Source organism: Pseudomonas sp. GL_090 (assembly GCF_057837765.1).
On record NZ_CM174452.1, the window covers coordinates 4,865,223 to 4,882,576 of the forward strand.

The following is a 17,354-nucleotide window of genomic DNA, read 5'->3' on the forward strand; positions in this document are numbered from 1 at the left end:
CGTCTTCGCGAGCAGGCTCGCTCCCACAGGGGTATTGGTGAGGCTGACAGCTTTGTGTACCACTCGGTACAAACTCCACATACCCACGACAACTCGCCCCCCGAGTCTGCATAAGCCGGTACACCACCGGTTTATCTTTCCAGGGAGTGAGCCCGATGATCGGTAGTATCAGCAGCAGCTACTCGAGCTACACCAGCACCAGCAGCACCACAACCAATAGCGCCCGCAGCCAGCAATTCCAGAAGGACCTGCTGGCCAAACTCGACAGCAACAGCGATGGCACGGTCGATCAGGATGAGCTCAAGAGTGCCTTGTCGCAGAAATCCGACGACGGCCTGCTGGTCAGCCTGAGCAAGAATTTCACCGACCTCGACAGTGACGGCAGTGGCAACCTGAGCGGCGAAGAAATGGCCGCGATGGCTCCACCGCCGCCACCGCCACAACAGGCGTCCGGCGACGAACTGTTCAGCCAGCTCGATGCCGACAGCGACGGTAGCGTCAGCGCTACCGAACTGAGCAGCGCCTTGCAGACCAGCACCAGCAACGCGTCGACCAGCACCGACACCAGTGCCGCGCTGCTCAAGGCGCTGGACAGCGACAGCAGCGGTGGCGTGAGCAGTGATGAACTCAAGGCGGCCCTGCAGACTGGTCGCGAGCAGAACACCAACAGTTCTTCCGATCAATCGAACGTAAATGAAGCGCTGCAAATAATGATCGCCAACCTGAGCAAGCAGTATTCGCTCGATACCGTGGCGAGCGTGGGCAAGAACCTGAACGTGGCGACCTGATTTAAGTATCCAGTCGGATAAACCGAGTCGCTTGCTACGCGAGCAGGCTCGCTCCCACACGGGTCTTGTGATCAACCAGGATCAATGTGAGAGCGGGCTTGCTCCGGGCGGCGTTCCGACGAAGAGGCCCGAAGCTGTATACAAATCTCAGGGCCGGCGATCGTCCACCCGCGCCTGGGTCTTGCTCCAGTCGATCAACAGGCTGTAGGCCACCGCCAGCAATGTCGGGCCAATAAACAGGCCGATAAAGCCAAAGGCAATCAATCCGCCAAACACCCCAAGCAGCACAATGACCAGCGGCAGGTTACCGCCACGGCTGATCAGGTACGGTTTGAGCACGTTGTCGACACCGCTGATGACGAATGTGCCCCAGATGCCGAGGAAAATGGCCATCCCGTATTCGCCCTTCCAGGCCAGCCACGCGGTTGCCGGAATCCACACCAGCGGCGGGCCCATCGGGATCAGGCTGAGCATGAACGTCACGATGCCAAGCACCAACGCACCCGGTACGCCGGCAATCAGGAACCCGATCAGTGCCAGGATCGCCTGGGCCGCCGCAGTGCCAATCACGCCGTTGACCACCCGCTGTACCGTGCCCGCCACCAGTTCAATGTAATAGCCGGCCCGCTGACCGATCAGGCGCTCCAGCAGCGTGTGTACAAACGCCGCCAGGCGCGGCCCGTCACGATAGAAAAAGAACACGAAGACGATGCTCAGGGTCAGCTCGAGAATACCGCCGCCGATCTGTGCGCTGCGCGCCAGCAACCAGTTACCCACCTGCCCCAGATAAGGCTTGAGCGATACCATCATCGCCGCGCCCTGCTCATCGATGCTGTTCCAGATGCCTACCAGCCGCTCGCCGACCAGGGGAATCGACCCCAACCACAGCGGCGCTTCGGGCAGCCCATCGACCTGTACATCCTTGATGAATGCCGTGGCGTCGCGCACATGATCGGCAAGGTTGAAACCCAGCCACACCAGTGGCGCCGCAACCAGCACCATCCAGCCCAGCGTCAGCAATGCCGCCGCCAGCGACTCGCGGCCATTGAGCGAACGGGTCAGCAGGCGCATCAGCGGCCAACTGGCAAATGCCAGCACCGCGCCCCAGAACATCGCCGACCAGAATGGCGCCATCACCCAGAAGCTCGCGCCGAACAACACCACGAGCAGGATCTGCACCAACAGGCGATCGTTATTGATCATCAAAAGTCTCGAAAAAGTCAGTCAGCAAAAGAGTAGGCGAACGCCGCTTGCACGCTCGCCCGGTACAGCCTAGCGCAATAGCTCGATGTGCAGGCCAGAGCCTTCGGCACTGCCGGTTTCCATCCGCGCGGCACGCACGCCCTGGCCAATCAGTGCCTGACGCCAGGCTTCGGCGTTCGCTCCGGAAATGCTGACCCGCAAGGTGGTGTCCAGATTCAGTCCGCGAGAAATCAGGCGTAGCCAGGCCTCGTCGGGTGCGCTGTTCAACGTGGAAAAATCGAGCTCGCCGGTGCTCTTGAGCTCACGCAGCAAGGTCGCTGAGGTCGGCAACAACTGGCCCAGCGGTGTCGAAGCGTCGAACTGCTCGACATGCAGGTAGGCTTTGCGATTACCCCGGGTGATGCTGTACAGCGCGATGAGCGTGTTGTCCCGTGGAGCGGCAAGACGCAGCAGCAGATAGGCTTGTTGATCGTCGGCGCCGTACAGCTTGGCGTTGCCGAAGACCTCATTGGCCCACAGGCTGCTTTCGCCGCAATCGCGTGCCTGGCACCAAAAGAGCAACCCGGCGTCTTGCTGTTGCAAAGCCTCGCGGGCAGCGGTGAACGCCTCGATGGATGAATGCTCCGGTGGCAACTCGTAGGTCACCGAAGTGACGTTGCCGCGGGCACTGACCTGACCGTCGAAACGTAACTGGCCACTGATTTTTCGGATCGAGCCCAACGGGTAGATCCGCTCCAGTTCGGCGGCGGGGCGATAGTCGACAATCTGGGCGTCGACCATGCGCGGCACCATCGGGAGGTCCTGACTGCCCGGAACATCGGCGGCGAACGACAAGGGACTGAAACTGCACAGCACCAGCAAACTGAATGAACGCATGGATAGACTCATCGGATCAGCATGGCCTGGGCGCCTTTGATGATACTGGCTTCATCGGCGCGTTTCGGTACCTGCAAACCACGCTGCACCGCCGGCCGGCCCTCCAGGGTTGCCATCCAGCGTTGCAGCGCCGTCAAGCCCTCCACCGAGACGCCCGACCACTCGTAACCGCGCACCCAGGGAAAGGTGGCGATGTCGGCAATGCTGTACTCGCCGGCGAGGAACTCCACGCTTTGCAACCGCGTGTCGAGCACCTCGTAGAGGCGACGGGTTTCATGCTGATAGCGGTCGATGGCGCCCTGGAGTTTTTCCGGAAAGTAGCGGAAGAACACGTTGGCCTGGCCCTGCATCGGGCCGATCCCGCCCATCTGGAACATCAGCCACTGCAATACCAGCGAGCGCCCCTTCGGGTCCGATGGCATCAGTTTGCCAGTCTGTTCAGCGAGGTAAATCAGGATGGCGCCGGATTCGAACACGGCGAAATCGCCGTTGGCGCGGTCGACAATCGCCGGAATCCGGCCATTGGGGTTGATCTTGAGGAAGTCCGCGGACTTCTGCTCCTTTTTGTCGAAACTCAAGGCATGCACCGTGTAGGGCAGGCCGAGTTCCTCGAGCACGATAGAGACCTTGTGGCCATTCGGGGTCGCAGCGGTGTAGAGATCTATCATGGTTGTCTCCCTTTTCAACCCGCCAAGCCTCGACAGTTGCCCGGCGCAAGTCAAGGAATGGCGAAAAACCGATTGAAACAGTCTGCGACAAGATCGGCACCGGACTCGTCATTGAGGTGCAAATGGTGGCCGCCTGGCAGCTGTTCCCGGCTAAAGGGTAGACGCTCCAGCAGTTCCGGGTGTTTGGCGAGCATGCCGTCGGCAGCGACCACCAATGTTGCAGGACACTTGATCCGCTGGACGAACGCCATGGCCTGTTCGGTGGTAAGACGCAGCGGCGATGGCAGCGTGAGGCGATTGTCGGTGCGCCAGGTGTAACCGCCAGGCACCGGCATCAGGCCACGCTGCGCCAGCAGTTCAGCGGCCTCGCGGCTGACCGCCACCAGGCCCTTCATGCGCGCCTCGATGGCTCGGTCGAGGGTGTCGTAGACCGGCTTGCGCTTTTCCCGCAGGTCCAGCTGCGCCTGCAGGGCCATGCCCATGCGCTCGGCAGCGTTTTCACCTTTGTCCGTAGGAGGAATGATGCCGTCGATCAATGCCAGATGGGTGACCCGCTCGGGCATCGACCCGGCGATGATCAACGAAGCAATCGCGCCCATCGAATGCCCCATCAGCGCAAATTTGCGCAGGCCAAGCTGTTCGGCGACTTGCAGCACATCGTGGGCGTAGTCCCACATGGCGTAACCGGCGCCTGGCGGGCGATGCCCGGAATGACCGTGACCGGCCATGTCCAGCGCGATGATGCGCAGGCCTTTGAGCTTCGGCGCCAGGCGGGCAAAGCTGTTGGCGTTGTCCAGCCAGCCATGCAGGGCAATCACCGGCAAACCGCCTTCAGGGCCGAACAGGTGCGCAGCCAGTTCGATGTGCGGCAGGCTCAGACGAACCTCTTCGACGACGTGGTTCATGCGCAATCCTGCTGTCGACGGCCGCCCCAGCGATAGAACAGGCCTTTGAGCATGCCAGCGGTATCAAGGGGACGTTCGAGCGGAAACATGTGGCCGCCGGGCATGGTCAACGACTCACCCAGCGGCAGGCGGTCGACCGAACTGGCGTGATGACGCATCACCACGCGGCTGTCATGCCCGCGAACCACCGCCAGCGGCACTTGCAACTGCCGGGTGCTGCCCGGGCTGGTGTGCGGCACGCCGCGATAGATGCTGATTTCCGTGGCCGGGTCGAAGCGCAGGCGCAGCTTGTCGCCGACCTGATGCAAGCCGTGTTGCAGGTAGGCATCGAAGCATTCCGGGTCGAAGCCGCGGAACAGGGTCTTGCCAGCGAAATACTTGCGGGCGCTGTCCAGGTCGGCGAATTCTTCACGGCGGCCCAGGGTACGCCCGGCCGGGGTCAAACGGTCGATGAAACCAAAGCGTTTGGCCGCCCGTATGACCCATCGGTCGGTGCGTGTCAGCACTGGCGAGTCGAGCATCACCACCCCGCGATACAGCTCAGGGCAGCGCAAAGCGGCATGCAGGTGCAACACGCCACCGAAGGAGTGACCGACGCCCCACACAGGCTCGGCCTGTTGTTGCAGGTGATGGATCAGCTCATCCACCAGGTTGTACCAGTTGTCGTCCGCCGGAAAACGCGGATCGTGGGCGTGCTGCTCCAGATGCGTCACCTGAAACTCGGGTGCCAGCGCCGCAAACAACTTGCCGTAGGTCCCCGAAGGAAAACCATTGGCGTGGGCGAAAAAGATCTGTTGCGACATACCTGCAAATCCATGAGCGAGAACAGGCGTTGATTGTCCGCAAGACCGCGTCCTGCGGCAATGACCGTAACTGACAGGAATGATGACAGTCCGGTCAAAGCCATGGCTTTGGTTCAACGCGCCGGCGGATTTTCACCCAACGGTACCACTGCCATGGTCAGTCGCGACACGCAGCTGGCCTTGCCCTCATCGCTGGTCAGGCGAATGTCCCAGACATGGGTCGTGCGGCCGATGTGGATCGGTTTGGCCACCGCCGTCACCCGTCCGCTGCGCAGGCCGCGCAAATGGTTGGCGTTGATTTCCAGGCCCACGCAATAGAACTTGCTGGCATCGATGCACAGGTAGCTGGCCATCGAGCCGACCGATTCGGCCAGCACCACCGAGGCACCGCCATGCAACAAGCCGTAAGGCTGGTGGGTGCGGTGATCGACGACCATGCTGGCGGTCAGGGAGTCGTCGTCAAAGGCTTCGAAACGGATGTCCAGCACTTCGCCAATGGTGTTTTTCTGGATTGCGTTCAACCGCTCGATATTCGGGGTGGTGCGCCACAGGCTCATCGCAGAGTTTCCTCGTTGGTTTTATTCGTGGATCAATCCTGCCACAGCACCGCTTCGCTGCGCTCGCTCCATTCCTCAAAGCGCTCACCGTAAGCCGCTTCGATCACGTTGCGTTTGATCTTCAGGGTCGGGGTGAGAAAGCCGTTTTCCACGGCCCAACTGTCCTTGACCACAACCAGGCGCCGCAGTTGTTCATGCTTGTCGAGGGCGCCGTTGACCTCTTCCAGCAGTTTTTCCAGGCTCGAATGCAGGCCCGCGCGCGCGACCCCGCCGGCATCCTGTTGGCCGACCGCCGACAACACGCACAACCCCAGCGGCGCGCTCAAGCCATCGCCCACCACGCAGACCTGCTCGATACGCGAATGCACGGCCAGGCGATTTTCAATCGGTGCCGGAGCCACGTACTTGCCTTTGCTGGTCTTGAAGATTTCCTTCAGGCGCCCGGTCAGGCGCAGATTGCCTTCGGCGTCCTCCTCACCCTTGTCGCCGGTACGCAGGAAGCCGTCCTCGGTAATGGTGTCGGCGGTTTTCTGCGGTTCCTTGTAATACCCGAGCATGGTCGCACCACTGCGCACCATGACTTCCCCCGTCTCGGCGATCCGCACTTCGACTTCCGGACACGGCTTGCCGATCCAGCCCGGTTTGTTCTGGCCCGGCATGCCGATATGGGAGTAGCCGCAACTCTCGGTCATGCCGTAGACCTCCAGCACGTCTAGTCCCAGTTTGCGGTACCACTGCAACAAGGTCTGCGGCACCGGAGCTGCGCCGGACAACGCGATGCGCAACGCATCCAGCCCCAATCCGGCGAGGACTTTATGCCCGACCCTTTTGCCGATGATCGGCAGCCCGAGCAGGAAGTCGAGACGTTTTGCCGGAATCTTGCCGTACACGCCCATCTGGAATTTGGTCCAGATGCGCGGCACGCCAAACAGTGCGGTCGGACGCGCACGCTTCAGGTCAGTGAGGAAGGTGTCGAGGCTCTCGGCGAAAAACACCGTTTGGCCGGTATAGATCGATGCCAGTTCGACGAACATCCGCTCGGCAACGTGGCACAGTGGCAGGTAGGACAACAAGCGGTCCGACTCGTTGAGGCCGAACAACGCAGTGCCGCGCGTAGTGGCGAACCCCAGATTGCCGAAGCTGTGCATCACGCCCTTGGGCATGCCCGTGGTGCCGGATGTGTAGATGATGGTCGCCAGCTGATCGGCGGCAGGTTTGGGATTGTCCTGGATGGGCGAGCTGCGTTGCAGGTCGTCCCAGCTGAAATCAAAGTCGCCAGGAGGATGCAAGGGCAAGCTGATGGTCGGCAGGTCGGGGCTGACGCCACGGGACATGCCTGGCCAGTCGTCGAGCTTGCCGATGAAGGCCAGCGCCGCCTCCGAATGTTCGAGTACTTGGGCAACGGTCTCGGCGGTCAGATTTGGGTACAACGGCACCGAGACATGCCCGGCCATCCAGATCGCCAGGTCGGCAATGATCCAGTGCGCGCAGTTCTTCGAGATCAGGGCGATATGGCTGCCCTGCGGCAGTTCCCGCGCTCGCAGCCAGTGGGCGGCACAGCGGGCCTGATGACCGACGTCGGCCCAGGTCAAGGTCTCGACCTGGCCGCCGCCGACAGGCTGGACCAAAAAGCGCTGGCGCGGATGACGGGCCTCACGCTCGTAAAAGACGTCCAGCGGCAAACGAAAAGCAGCAGACATGCGACTCGCTCCTTTGTTTTTGGTCTGGAGCAAGCGTAGTCAACCAAGCAAGTGCTTGGTTGACTATTTCATACAAATTTTTTCTACATCTGTGGGAGCGAGCTTGCTCGCGATGACTGACTCACATTCAACAAATTTGCTGACTGCTCTACCGCTATCGCGAGCAAGCTCGCTCCCCCAGTGTTCGGCGCCAACTTCAAGCCAGTCAATGTCTTCATGGATGCTTGATGCTGTCGAGCGTCATTGACCCGACCAGCAGCTCATCCCCCTCGAGCTGCGCCAAACCGGCAGTGCTGACCCTTTCCGGCAGATGTCCGGCACCATGTTGCAGGTAGCTCAGCAGATTCCCCACCAGCGGGTTGTGACTGACCAGCAACACGTTGCTTACCGCGACCATCTGTTCGGCCACCTTGTCCGGCTCCGTGTCCGGTGTCAGCCACTCGACGGTGCGGATTTCCGGTTCGAAACCCAATGCCTCTCGTACCAGTTGCGCTGTTTGCTGCGCTCTCAGGTACGGGCTCGCGTAAATGCCGGTCAGCGGCTGACCCACCAGCTCCGCGGCGATTTTCAATACTTCCTTACGACCGTTATCCGTCAGTTCCCGCTCCGAATCGTGGGGGCGAGAGCCGTGTGGTACAGCTTCACCATGACGCAATACCCAGAGTTTCATAGCTTGGGTTCCTCATCTCGGGCCGGATGGGGTGCCGGTGCCACGACATGCGGCGCCTCACCTTCCGGTGTACGCGGCGTCGGCCAGTCGGCGAACGGCCAAGGCTTCTGGTCGCTGTGAAAGCTGCCGAAACGACCGATCTGCGCCAGAAACTGGCTCAGGCTGTCGCCGAAATTCATCAGGCTGGCGCTTGGGGCGCCATAGAACAAACGATAGATCAACTGCACCAGCACGACGGCGCCGAGGATGAACTGCGCCACTTGCCACACCAGCACGAAGAGGATCATCCACAGCACCCGCAGCAGGATGGATTCGTACTTGGCTTCTACTTTTGGATCGTTCATGCGCAACTCCCTGCTTTTCTGGCAAGCGTGATTAGTTGAAATCACTGGTGGAAATAAAGTCGACGTCGGTTTTCGGCTCGCCACGCATTAACAAAGCGATGACCTGCTCCAGCGTGCGGCCTTCGAACAGGATCGCGTGCAGCCCCGCGACCAGCGGCATGTACACACCAACCTCCTGGGCCTTGGCCTTGAGCACTTTAAGGGTGTTGACCCCTTCGGCGACTTCTCCCAGGCGCGTGACCGCCTCGTCCAGGCTCAGGCCCTGGCCGAGGGCGAAACCGACCTGATAGTTGCGGCTCTTGGGCGACGAACAGGTCACGATCAGATCGCCCACGCCCGCCAACCCCAGGAAGGTCATCGGGTTCGCGCCCTGATTCACCGCAAAGCGAGTCATTTCCGCCAATGCCCGGGTGATCAGCATGCTCTTGGTATTTTCCCCCATGCCCAGCGCCACCGCCATGCCGGCGATGATCGCATAGACGTTTTTCAACGCCCCGCCCAGTTCCACGCCGAAACGGTCGGCGCTGGCGTACACACGAAAGGTGCGCCCGTGCAGCGCGGCCTGAACCTGCTGACAGAGTTCTTCGTCTTCACTGGCGACCACCGTGGCGGTCAGTGCATGTTCGGCGATTTCACGGGCCAGGTTGGGCCCGGACAGGACGCCGATGCGCGCCTGCGGGGCAATCTCTTCGAGGATCTCGCTCATCAACTTGAACGTGTGGGCTTCGATGCCTTTGGTCAGGCTCACCAGCATTTTGCCGGTCAAGCGTTCGGCGTGGGGCACCAGCACCGAGCGCAGCGCACTGGAGGGCAATGCAACGAAACACAGGTCGCAGGCGTCCAGGGTGGCTTGCAGGTCGGTGACCGGCGTGACGCCAGGCAGAATCTTGATGCCTTTGAGGTAACGCGGGTTCTCGCGATTGACCCGAATGGCCTCGGCCTGTTCGGGGTCACGCATCCACTGAAGGACCTGATGCCCGTTCTCGGCCAGCAGATTAGCCACGGCGGTTCCAAAACTTCCGCCTCCCAGGACCGCAATCGGGCGCTGCTCAGTCATATGCAATCCGTTAATCCATACCAGTGGCGATGTCGGCATTATACGGGGCAGCCCATCGGCGGCCAGCCCCGACATCAAATACCTGCATCCGTAGGAAGAAGACCAATAAAACCGAGGAAAATGCAGACATCGTGAATGGAAAAGTCATTCGGCTCGGTTAACATGCGCGCCAACAATCACTGGCAGGGATCTGTTGTGTCTCCGGGCTCCCCTTCACCGCATTCGCCTCTGGTACTGGCGCTGATTTTCAGCTCGCCGGCGCTGGCCGACGACTTGTTCCTGGACAGCGAACCGCTGCCGCAAGTGCTCACCGCAACACGCCTGAAGCAGTCACCAGCGGCGGTGCCGGGAAGCATGACGGTGATCGACAGCACCCTGATCCACGCCAGCGGTGCCCGCGACATCAGCGAACTGCTGCGCCTGGTGCCGGGGATGATGGTCGGTAATATCAGCGGCAACCAGGCAGCGGTTAACTACCACGGCACCAACGCAACTGAAGCGCGACGCATGCAAGTGCTGATCGACGGGCGCTCGGTGTATCGCGCCGGCCTGGCCACCGTGGACTGGAGTGACATTCCGGTGGCCATGGAAGACATCGAGCGCATCGAAGTCTTTCGCGGGCCGAATACCGTCAGCTACGGCGCCAACGCGCTGATGGCGGTGGTCAACATCATTACCCGGCGGCCGGCCGACAGTCACGGTACGCGCATGAAGGTCACCCGGGGCCAGCGCGGCATCAATGACTTTTACGCCAGCCAGGGACTGGGCTGGGAAGACGGTGACATGCGCCTGTCCCTGTCCGGCCAGCAAGACGACGGTTTCGACACCGACCGAACGGGCGCGGACTACCATGACAGCCGTCGCCTCGATCGCTTCAACCTGGCCGTCAGCCAGAGCCTCAATGAACGGCAGAGCCTCGATTGGCAATTGAATGCCAAGGACGGCACCAACCAGCGGCCCTATACCTACCGCCCGGTGTTCCCGGGAGTTACCCGCGCGGGCAACGACTCAGACGTCACCGCCAAGGATTACGCCGGGTCATTGCGCTGGAATCTGGACATCGATCCCGACCACAGCCTTTATATTCAGGGTTCGGCCCAACACTGGGATCGCCAGCAAACCTGGCGCGCCTGCGACGCTGAAATATCGTTCAGCCCGCAACTGACCGAACTCTGGCAAATGAACCCGAACTACACCGAACGCCTGGCCCGCAATATCACGCGTTTCCTCGGCCCCGGTGCACCGGCCGGCACGCCCGCCGAGCAGGCGCTGGCCAACCAGGTACTCGATCAATGGCGCAACGGCGCGAGCCAGACCGTTTGCGGCGACATCGACCAGAGCACCCGGGAATCGCGCTACGACCTCGAGCTGCAGGACACCCTGAGCCTCGCCGATAACCTGCGGCTGGTCAGCGGTCTGAATTATCGTTACGACCGGGCCGATTCCGAGACCTACTTCAATGGCACGCTCGATGACACTCTCTGGCGGGCGTTCGGCCAGTTCGAGTGGCGTGCCACCGAACACTGGCTGCTGCAAGGCGGTGCCATGTTCGAGGACACCCGGTTGATCGGCAGTTCGCTGACACCTCGCATAGCGGTCAACTACCTGATCAATCCGCGCCACGGCTTGCGTGCGGTGTACTCCGAGGCCGTCCGTTCGCCGGACATGTTCGAGAATAACGTCAACTGGAGTTATCAGGTCACCAACCTCAAGCCCGGTGCCTTTGGCCAGTCCAGCGCCCGTTATTTCGTCAAGACCCGTGGCCCCGGCGATCTCGATCAAGAGCACATGCGCTCCCGGGAGCTGGGCTACAACGGCTATTTTCCCGAACCGGGGCTGGTGCTCGACGTGAAGCTGTTCCACGACGAAATCACCGGCATGATCAGTGAACCGCTGCGCAACAATCAGTACATCGCCAGCAACGCCAACAAAGCGCGTTTTTCGGGAGCCGAAACCCAGCTCGACTGGCGTGTCGGCAGCCTCGATCGCCTGCGACTGACCTATGCCTACGTCGATGCCGACGCCAGCAATCCGCTGGATGCCAGGCAGACTGCAAGCAACAGTGGCTCGGCCGGATGGCTGCGGGATTGGGGCCAGGGCTGGAACAGTGCGCTTTTCTATTATGGCGATGACGCCCTCAACGGCTACCGCTTCGAACGGGTCGATGCGCGCATCGCCAAACGTATCGCCCTGGGCAAGGCCAGCCTGGAACTGGCCGCAGTGCTACAGCAACGGCTGGACAATCAGCCGACCACCTTCATCGACAATAATTATGACCAGCGCCATGTGATGTATTTCAGCGCGGAGCTGGAGCTTTAAGATGCCGAATCGTCCGGCCTGCAGAATGCCACCCCTGGGTCGGCTGCTGGCCATACTCTGCCTGCTGACAAGCGGCCTGCTGGGCAGCCTGGCGAGTAATGCGGCCGACATTTTGCTCACAGGGGCCGAAGACAGCCCCGCTGTGCGGGCGTTTACCCAAGCCCTGAGCGAGCTGCGACCAAGCGATAACATACGCTTCCAAACGCTGGCTAAAATGCCGATACCGGACAAGCTGCCGGAAAACATCCGCTTGATACTGCTCGACCTGCCCAGCCTCGACTGGCGCCTGCAGAACGCCCAAGGCCCGGCGACACTCGTATTGCGCATCAGCCGCCTGCAAGCCCGGCAACGCTTGGACACCTCGCTGCCTGCGCGCCTTTGCCTGCTATGGAGCGATCCACCACTGGACCGCCAGTTGCGCTTGACCCGTACCTTGTTGCCCCAGGCCAGACGCATCGGTGTGCTCTACGACACCCACAGTGAATTCCTCTTGAATGAGCTGCGTCAGGCCGCCCTCCCCCTGGGTCTTGAGATAGTCACTCAGCGCTGGGACAACATTCACGACAGTCGTCCATTACAGGCCCTGCTTAATGACAGTGACGTGTTGCTGGGCCTGGATGATGCCGACCTGTACAACCCGCAAACCGCAAAGAACCTGCTGCTGAGCAGCTACTCGCGACAAGTGGCGCTGATCGGACCCAACGCCGGATTCGTCAAGGCCGGGAGCCTGGCCAGCACCTATAGCGATCAGAGCGACTGGCTGGCGGTCCTCGACGAATTGCTCGACCGGCCACCGGCCACCTGGCCGCGCACGCACTACCCCCATCGATTCAAGGTCGCGAGCAATCCGCAGGTGGCGCGTTCATTGGGTATCGAACAGATAAACGAAGCGTCTGTCGCCGCACTGCTGGCTGAAGGAGAACGCCGCCCATGAACTTTCGCCGTCGCTGGGACATCAACACCCGCACCCAACTCATCAGCCTCGGCCCTGCACTGCTGCTGACCTTGTTGCTGATCAGCTTCTTCACGTTCGTGCGTATCCAGGATCTGCGTCAGGAAATCACCCACACCGGCCAGTTGATCGCCAATCAACTGGCCCCGGTCACCGAGTACGGAGTGATTTCGGGCAACATCGAAGTGCTCGAAACCTTGCTCAAGGCGACGCTGGCCACGCCCAATGTGAGTTTTCTGGAAATCCAGGACAGCGCCAACCGGGTTCTGGTGTACGTTGAACAACCGAACGAACACCACAATCGCGCGCAACAGCTCGAAGTGTTCCAGGCACCGATTCGGCTCCAGCGCATCGCGTTGCACAATGATTTTTTCCAGAGCAGCAAAACCGCCACCGTGGCCCCTGTCGAAGACTATCTGGGCCGGGTGATCGTCGGGCTGTCCAACGATGCCTTCAGCCGGCGCCAGCAGGAAATCGTGCTCAAGGCCGCCATCCTGGCGCTGTTCGCCCTGCTGTTTACCTTCCTCGTGGCCCGGCGCCTGGCGGGCAGCCTGTCGCAACCGATCCGTGATATCGGCAATGCGGTCAAGGCGATCCAGGACGGCGACTACAAGACACCGCTGCCCATTGTCGACGACACCGAGCTGGGGGCGCTGTCGCAACACATCAATAACCTCGCCAGCGGTCTCGAGCAGGCCAGCCGCGAACAACATCAAGCCATGGCGCAGTTGATCCAGACCCGCGAAGAAGCAGAAAAGGCCAACAACGCCAAATCCGATTTCCTCGCCATGATGAGCCATGAACTGCGCACACCGATGAATGGCGTACTGGGCATGCTGCAGTTGCTTGAAACCACCGACATGACCGAGGAGCAGGTGGAGTACGCGGCGCTGGCCTCGGAATCCACCGAGCACTTGCTCAAGGTCATCAACGACATCCTGGATTTCTCGCGGATCGAACGTTCAGAGCTGGAGCTGGAGCACATCCCGTTCAACCTCGCCGACCTGATCGTCAGTTGCGCCCAGTCGTTCCAGCACAGCGCCGCGCAACGCGGTCTGGACCTGCAACTGATGATCCCCGACGACATGCGCGGCTTGCAGGTCAAGGGCGACCCGACGCGTATCCGGCAGATACTGGTCAACCTGGTCGGCAATGCGCTGAAGTTCACCGAAAAGGGCCGCGTCACCATCGAGGCGCAGTGGCAGTCGCTGGACCACGAGTTGCTGTGGTTCACCTGCACCGTGCGCGACAGCGGTATCGGCATCCCGGCGCAAAGCCTGGAATTGATGTTCAACGCGTTCCAGCAGGCCGACAGCTCTATCTCGAGACGCTACGGTGGCACGGGGCTGGGCCTGCCGATTGCCCGTACCCTGGCCGAACGCATGGGGGGCACCTTGCGCGCGCAGAGCGAGGAAGGCCGCGGTTCGGTGTTCACCCTGGAAATCCCCCTGGCATTGCACCAGCAGACACAACCGCTGTTACCCCCTCGCGCGCAATCGCGCAACAGCAACGGCGAAGGGCGCAATGTGCTGTTGGTCGAAGACAACCCGGTCAACCAGACCGTCATCGAAGCCATGTTGCGCAGCCTGGGCTTCAAGGTCAGTGTCGCCGCCGACGGCGCGCAGGCGGTACGCAGTGCCGAGAGCCTGATCTTTGAAGCGATCCTGATGGATTGCCGCTTGCCGATCATCGATGGCTATGAAGCCACCCGACAAATCCGCAAGCTGCCCGGTTGCACCGACCTGCCGATCATCGCCCTGACCGCCAACGCCTTGCAGGGCGACCGTGAAGCCTGCCTGTCGGCGGGGATGAACGATTACCTGGCCAAGCCGTTCAAACGGACTGATCTGCAGCAAATTCTGCAACGCTGGGTGCAGTAGTACAGGCCTTTCGAGCATCTGCGACTGGCGTGAAAGGCGAAAGTGCGGCAGTCTTAAGCCCCCGAACAGGCCCGAAAAGGGGCTTGAATAATAATTTCAGTGCACAAGTGTACATTCATGTCCTTGGTGCTGTGACTTTCACCACAACGCAATAGTCTATGAGTAGGCTGCCGGTTCGAGGCATGAACGCTTCGATCGGCCGGGAAGATTTGCCCCACCTGCCGCATGGGACTATTGAGGAGCTCGCATGACCAAACAAAACGCCTTTACCCGGGAAGACCTGCTGCGCTGCAGTCGCGGTGAGCTGTTCGGCCCAGGTAACGCGCAACTGCCCGCCCCGAACATGCTGATGGTTGATCGCATCACCCTGATCAGCGAAGAAGGTGGCAAGTACGGCAAAGGTGAATTGGTCGCCGAGCTGGATATCAATCCGGACCTGTGGTTCTTCGCCTGCCACTTCGAAGGCGATCCGGTGATGCCGGGCTGCCTGGGCCTGGACGCCATGTGGCAACTGGTCGGTTTCTTCCTGGGCTGGCAAGGCCTGCCGGGCCGTGGTCGTGCGCTGGGTTCGGGCGAAGTGAAATTCTTCGGCCAGGTCCTGCCGACCGCCAAGAAAGTCACCTATAACATTCATATCAAGCGCGTCCTCAAAGGCAAACTGAACCTGGCCATCGCCGACGGTTCGGTCACTGTCGACGGTCGCGAAATCTACACCGCCGAAGGCCTCCGGGTCGGCGTGTTCACCTCCACTGACAACTTCTAAGGGTTATTCGCATGCGCCGCGTCGTTATCACTGGTCTGGGCATCGTTTCTTGCCTGGGCAATGACAAAGAGACCGTCTCCGCTAACCTGCGTGCAAGCCGCCCTGGCATCCGGTTCAACCCGGAATATGCCGAAATGGGTCTGCGTAGCCAGGTTTCCGGCTCCATTGACCTCAACCTTGAAGAACTGATCGATCGCAAGATCTATCGCTTCGTCGGCCACGCGGCAGCTTATGCCTACCTGGCCATGAAAGATGCCATCACAGATTCCGGTCTGACCGAAGAACAGGTTTCCAACGTGCGTACCGGCCTGATCGCTGGTTCCGGTGGCGCGTCGACCCTGAACCAGATGGAAGCGCTGGACATCCTGCGCGAGAAAGGCGTCAAGCGCGTCGGCCCGTACCGCGTCACGCGGACCATGGGCAGCACCGTTTCCGCCTGCCTGGCCACGCCGTTCAAGATCAAGGGTGTGAACTACTCGATCTCCTCCGCTTGCGCCACCAGTGCTCACTGCATCGGTAACGCCATGGAGCAGATCCAGCTGGGCAAGCAGGACATCGTTTTCGCCGGCGGCGGTGAAGAAGAACACTGGAGCCAATCGTTCCTGTTCGACGCCATGGGCGCCCTGTCCACCCAGTACAACGAAACCCCGGAAAAAGCTTCCCGTGCCTACGACGCCAAGCGTGACGGTTTCGTCATTGCCGGCGGTGGCGGCATGGTCGTGGTTGAAGAGCTGGAACACGCTCTGGCCCGCGGCGCGAAGATCTACGCGGAAATCGTCGGCTACGGCGCGACCTCCGACGGCTACGACATGGTTGCTCCGAGCGGCGAAGGCGCGATCCGCTGCATGCAGCAGGCGCTGTCCACCGTCGATACCCCGATCGACTACCTGAACACCCACGGCACCTCGACCCCGGTCGGCGACGTCGCGGAAATGAAAGGCGTGCGTGAAGTGTTCGGCGACAAGGCTCCGGCCATCAGCTCCACCAAGAGCCTGTCGGGTCACTCCCTGGGCGCCGCTGGTGTTCACGAAGCGATCTACTGCCTGCTGATGATGGAAGGCAACTTCATTGCCGGCTCCGCCAACATCGACGAGCTGGACCCTGAAGTGGCCGACCTGCCGGTACTGACCAAGACCCGCGAAAACGCCAGCATCAACACCGTGATGAGCAACAGCTTCGGTTTCGGTGGCACCAACGCCACCTTGGTACTGAAGCGCTGGCAGGGTAAGTAATACCCCGTCATAACGCCGCACAAAAAACGCCCCGACTGGTTCGGGGCGTTTTTTTTGCCTTGAGAAAAGCCCAAGACAGATGCAAGACCTGTGGGAGCGAGCCTGCTCGCGAAAAGGGAGTATCAGTCGACATATTTATTGGCTGACACACCGCTTTCGCGAGCAGGCTCGCTCCCACAGGTTTTATGCTCGAGACCGGATTTGCGGTGCTTCCAACATGAAGCTTTTGTCATGAAACTTAATGCCCAGCAACCGAATGTCGCGTGTTTAGCGGGCTGCAGGACTGTTTCCGTTTTTGTAAAAAACCCGTACCAAACTCAGTCGTTTACTTAGCAAGCTACCAACATCTATAACAGAGACCTGCACACGCCTTGCTGCAGATAACAGAGATTGGAGCTAGCAGATGACTGTAAAAGTAACCGAACGCGACGATTCACATAAATCCCACGAGGGTGTAGCCGCCGGTATCCGGATCTGGGACGTGCATCAACAAGACCTGCTGGTCGGGATGTTCCACTCCGAGACCGAAGCGCAACACTACAGGGCCGAACTGGAAATGCTCGAGCGCGACCGCGAGCTCGCAACCCGTTGAAGACAGACTCCACCACCGTGCAGCCTGCCCCTCCCCCCACGGGCA

The 17,354-nt window shown here is 60.8% G+C and carries 17 protein-coding genes; 7 read left to right on the plus strand and 10 right to left on the minus strand.

Going from position 1 to position 17,354, the window contains the following annotated elements; genetic code table 11:
- The first annotated feature begins 155 nt into the window (after nucleotides 1-155).
- Nucleotides 156-788, plus strand: coding sequence for a XopAW family type III secretion system calcium-binding effector (gene xopAW / locus AC3ITA_RS21845; protein ID WP_150672601.1), 633 nt, complete (start codon nucleotides 156-158; stop codon nucleotides 786-788).
- Nucleotides 789-935: 147 nt separating this feature from the next.
- Here the strand turns inward: xopAW and AC3ITA_RS21850 are convergent, their stop codons facing one another.
- From AC3ITA_RS21850 to AC3ITA_RS21895, 10 genes are all read right to left on the minus strand, one after another.
- On the minus strand, nucleotides 936-1,991 hold the full coding sequence (locus tag AC3ITA_RS21850; protein ID WP_095942651.1) for an AI-2E family transporter: 1,056 nt from the start codon (nucleotides 1,989-1,991) through the stop codon (nucleotides 936-938).
- A gap of 69 nt (nucleotides 1,992-2,060) precedes the next feature.
- The gene (locus AC3ITA_RS21855; protein ID WP_095942652.1) at nucleotides 2,061-2,867 is read right to left on the minus strand and encodes a DUF4892 domain-containing protein; all 807 of its coding nucleotides are present in this window, start codon (nucleotides 2,865-2,867) and stop codon (nucleotides 2,061-2,063) included.
- Between the two features lie 8 nt (nucleotides 2,868-2,875).
- Nucleotides 2,876-3,535: a glutathione S-transferase family protein gene (locus tag AC3ITA_RS21860; protein WP_095942653.1), complete on the minus strand. Its 660-nt coding sequence runs from the start codon at nucleotides 3,533-3,535 to the stop codon at nucleotides 2,876-2,878.
- Nucleotides 3,536-3,585: 50 nt separating this feature from the next.
- Nucleotides 3,586-4,440 carry an alpha/beta hydrolase gene (locus AC3ITA_RS21865; protein ID WP_095942654.1) on the minus strand — a complete coding sequence of 285 codons (855 nt, stop codon included), beginning with the start codon at nucleotides 4,438-4,440 and terminating at the stop codon, nucleotides 3,586-3,588.
- The gene (locus AC3ITA_RS21870; RefSeq protein ID WP_150672600.1) at nucleotides 4,437-5,243 is read right to left on the minus strand and encodes an alpha/beta fold hydrolase; all 807 of its coding nucleotides are present in this window, start codon (nucleotides 5,241-5,243) and stop codon (nucleotides 4,437-4,439) included. The genes AC3ITA_RS21865 and AC3ITA_RS21870 overlap by 4 nt, the downstream gene beginning before the upstream one ends.
- A gap of 113 nt (nucleotides 5,244-5,356) precedes the next feature.
- Nucleotides 5,357-5,800: a hotdog fold thioesterase gene (locus tag AC3ITA_RS21875; RefSeq protein WP_095942656.1), complete on the minus strand. Its 444-nt coding sequence runs from the start codon at nucleotides 5,798-5,800 to the stop codon at nucleotides 5,357-5,359.
- 32 nt (nucleotides 5,801-5,832) lie between these two features.
- Nucleotides 5,833-7,500 (minus strand): AMP-binding protein, encoded by a 1,668-nt coding sequence (locus AC3ITA_RS21880; RefSeq protein WP_150672599.1) that lies wholly within the window; start codon nucleotides 7,498-7,500, stop codon nucleotides 5,833-5,835.
- Nucleotides 7,501-7,714: 214 nt separating this feature from the next.
- The gene (gene sixA, locus AC3ITA_RS21885; protein WP_095942658.1) at nucleotides 7,715-8,170 is read right to left on the minus strand and encodes a phosphohistidine phosphatase SixA; all 456 of its coding nucleotides are present in this window, start codon (nucleotides 8,168-8,170) and stop codon (nucleotides 7,715-7,717) included.
- Entirely contained in the window at nucleotides 8,167-8,514 is a 348-nt protein-coding gene (locus tag AC3ITA_RS21890; RefSeq protein ID WP_056727994.1) for a DUF4389 domain-containing protein, read from the minus strand. The genes sixA and AC3ITA_RS21890 overlap by 4 nt, the downstream gene beginning before the upstream one ends.
- A 31-nt stretch (nucleotides 8,515-8,545) precedes the next feature.
- A complete protein-coding gene (locus tag AC3ITA_RS21895; protein ID WP_095942659.1) occupies nucleotides 8,546-9,571 on the minus strand; it encodes an NAD(P)H-dependent glycerol-3-phosphate dehydrogenase in 1,026 nt (341 codons plus the stop codon).
- A gap of 195 nt (nucleotides 9,572-9,766) precedes the next feature.
- On the opposite strand from AC3ITA_RS21895, the gene AC3ITA_RS21900 reads away from it, so the two are divergent.
- The 6 genes from AC3ITA_RS21900 to AC3ITA_RS21925 all read left to right on the plus strand — a co-directional run bounded on the left by AC3ITA_RS21900 (nucleotide 9,767) and on the right by AC3ITA_RS21925 (nucleotide 17,309).
- Nucleotides 9,767-11,890 (plus strand): TonB-dependent receptor plug domain-containing protein, encoded by a 2,124-nt coding sequence (locus AC3ITA_RS21900; protein ID WP_489278356.1) that lies wholly within the window; start codon nucleotides 9,767-9,769, stop codon nucleotides 11,888-11,890.
- 1 nt (nucleotide 11,891) lies between these two features.
- Nucleotides 11,892-12,824 carry an ABC transporter substrate-binding protein gene (locus AC3ITA_RS21905; protein WP_150672596.1) on the plus strand — a complete coding sequence of 311 codons (933 nt, stop codon included), beginning with the start codon at nucleotides 11,892-11,894 and terminating at the stop codon, nucleotides 12,822-12,824.
- Nucleotides 12,821-14,722: an ATP-binding protein gene (locus AC3ITA_RS21910; protein WP_489278357.1), complete on the plus strand. Its 1,902-nt coding sequence runs from the start codon at nucleotides 12,821-12,823 to the stop codon at nucleotides 14,720-14,722. The genes AC3ITA_RS21905 and AC3ITA_RS21910 overlap by 4 nt, the downstream gene beginning before the upstream one ends.
- Before the next feature lie 247 nt (nucleotides 14,723-14,969).
- Complete coding sequence (gene fabA / locus AC3ITA_RS21915; protein WP_003227150.1) at nucleotides 14,970-15,485, plus strand: 3-hydroxyacyl-[acyl-carrier-protein] dehydratase FabA; 516 nt, start codon at nucleotides 14,970-14,972, stop codon at nucleotides 15,483-15,485.
- 11 nt (nucleotides 15,486-15,496) lie between these two features.
- Nucleotides 15,497-16,717: a beta-ketoacyl-ACP synthase I gene (fabB, locus tag AC3ITA_RS21920; RefSeq protein ID WP_095942662.1), complete on the plus strand. Its 1,221-nt coding sequence runs from the start codon at nucleotides 15,497-15,499 to the stop codon at nucleotides 16,715-16,717.
- A 403-nt stretch (nucleotides 16,718-17,120) separates the two neighbouring features.
- On the plus strand, nucleotides 17,121-17,309 hold the full coding sequence (locus AC3ITA_RS21925; RefSeq protein ID WP_095942663.1) for a hypothetical protein: 189 nt from the start codon (nucleotides 17,121-17,123) through the stop codon (nucleotides 17,307-17,309).
- The last annotated feature ends 45 nt before the right edge of the window (nucleotides 17,310-17,354 follow it).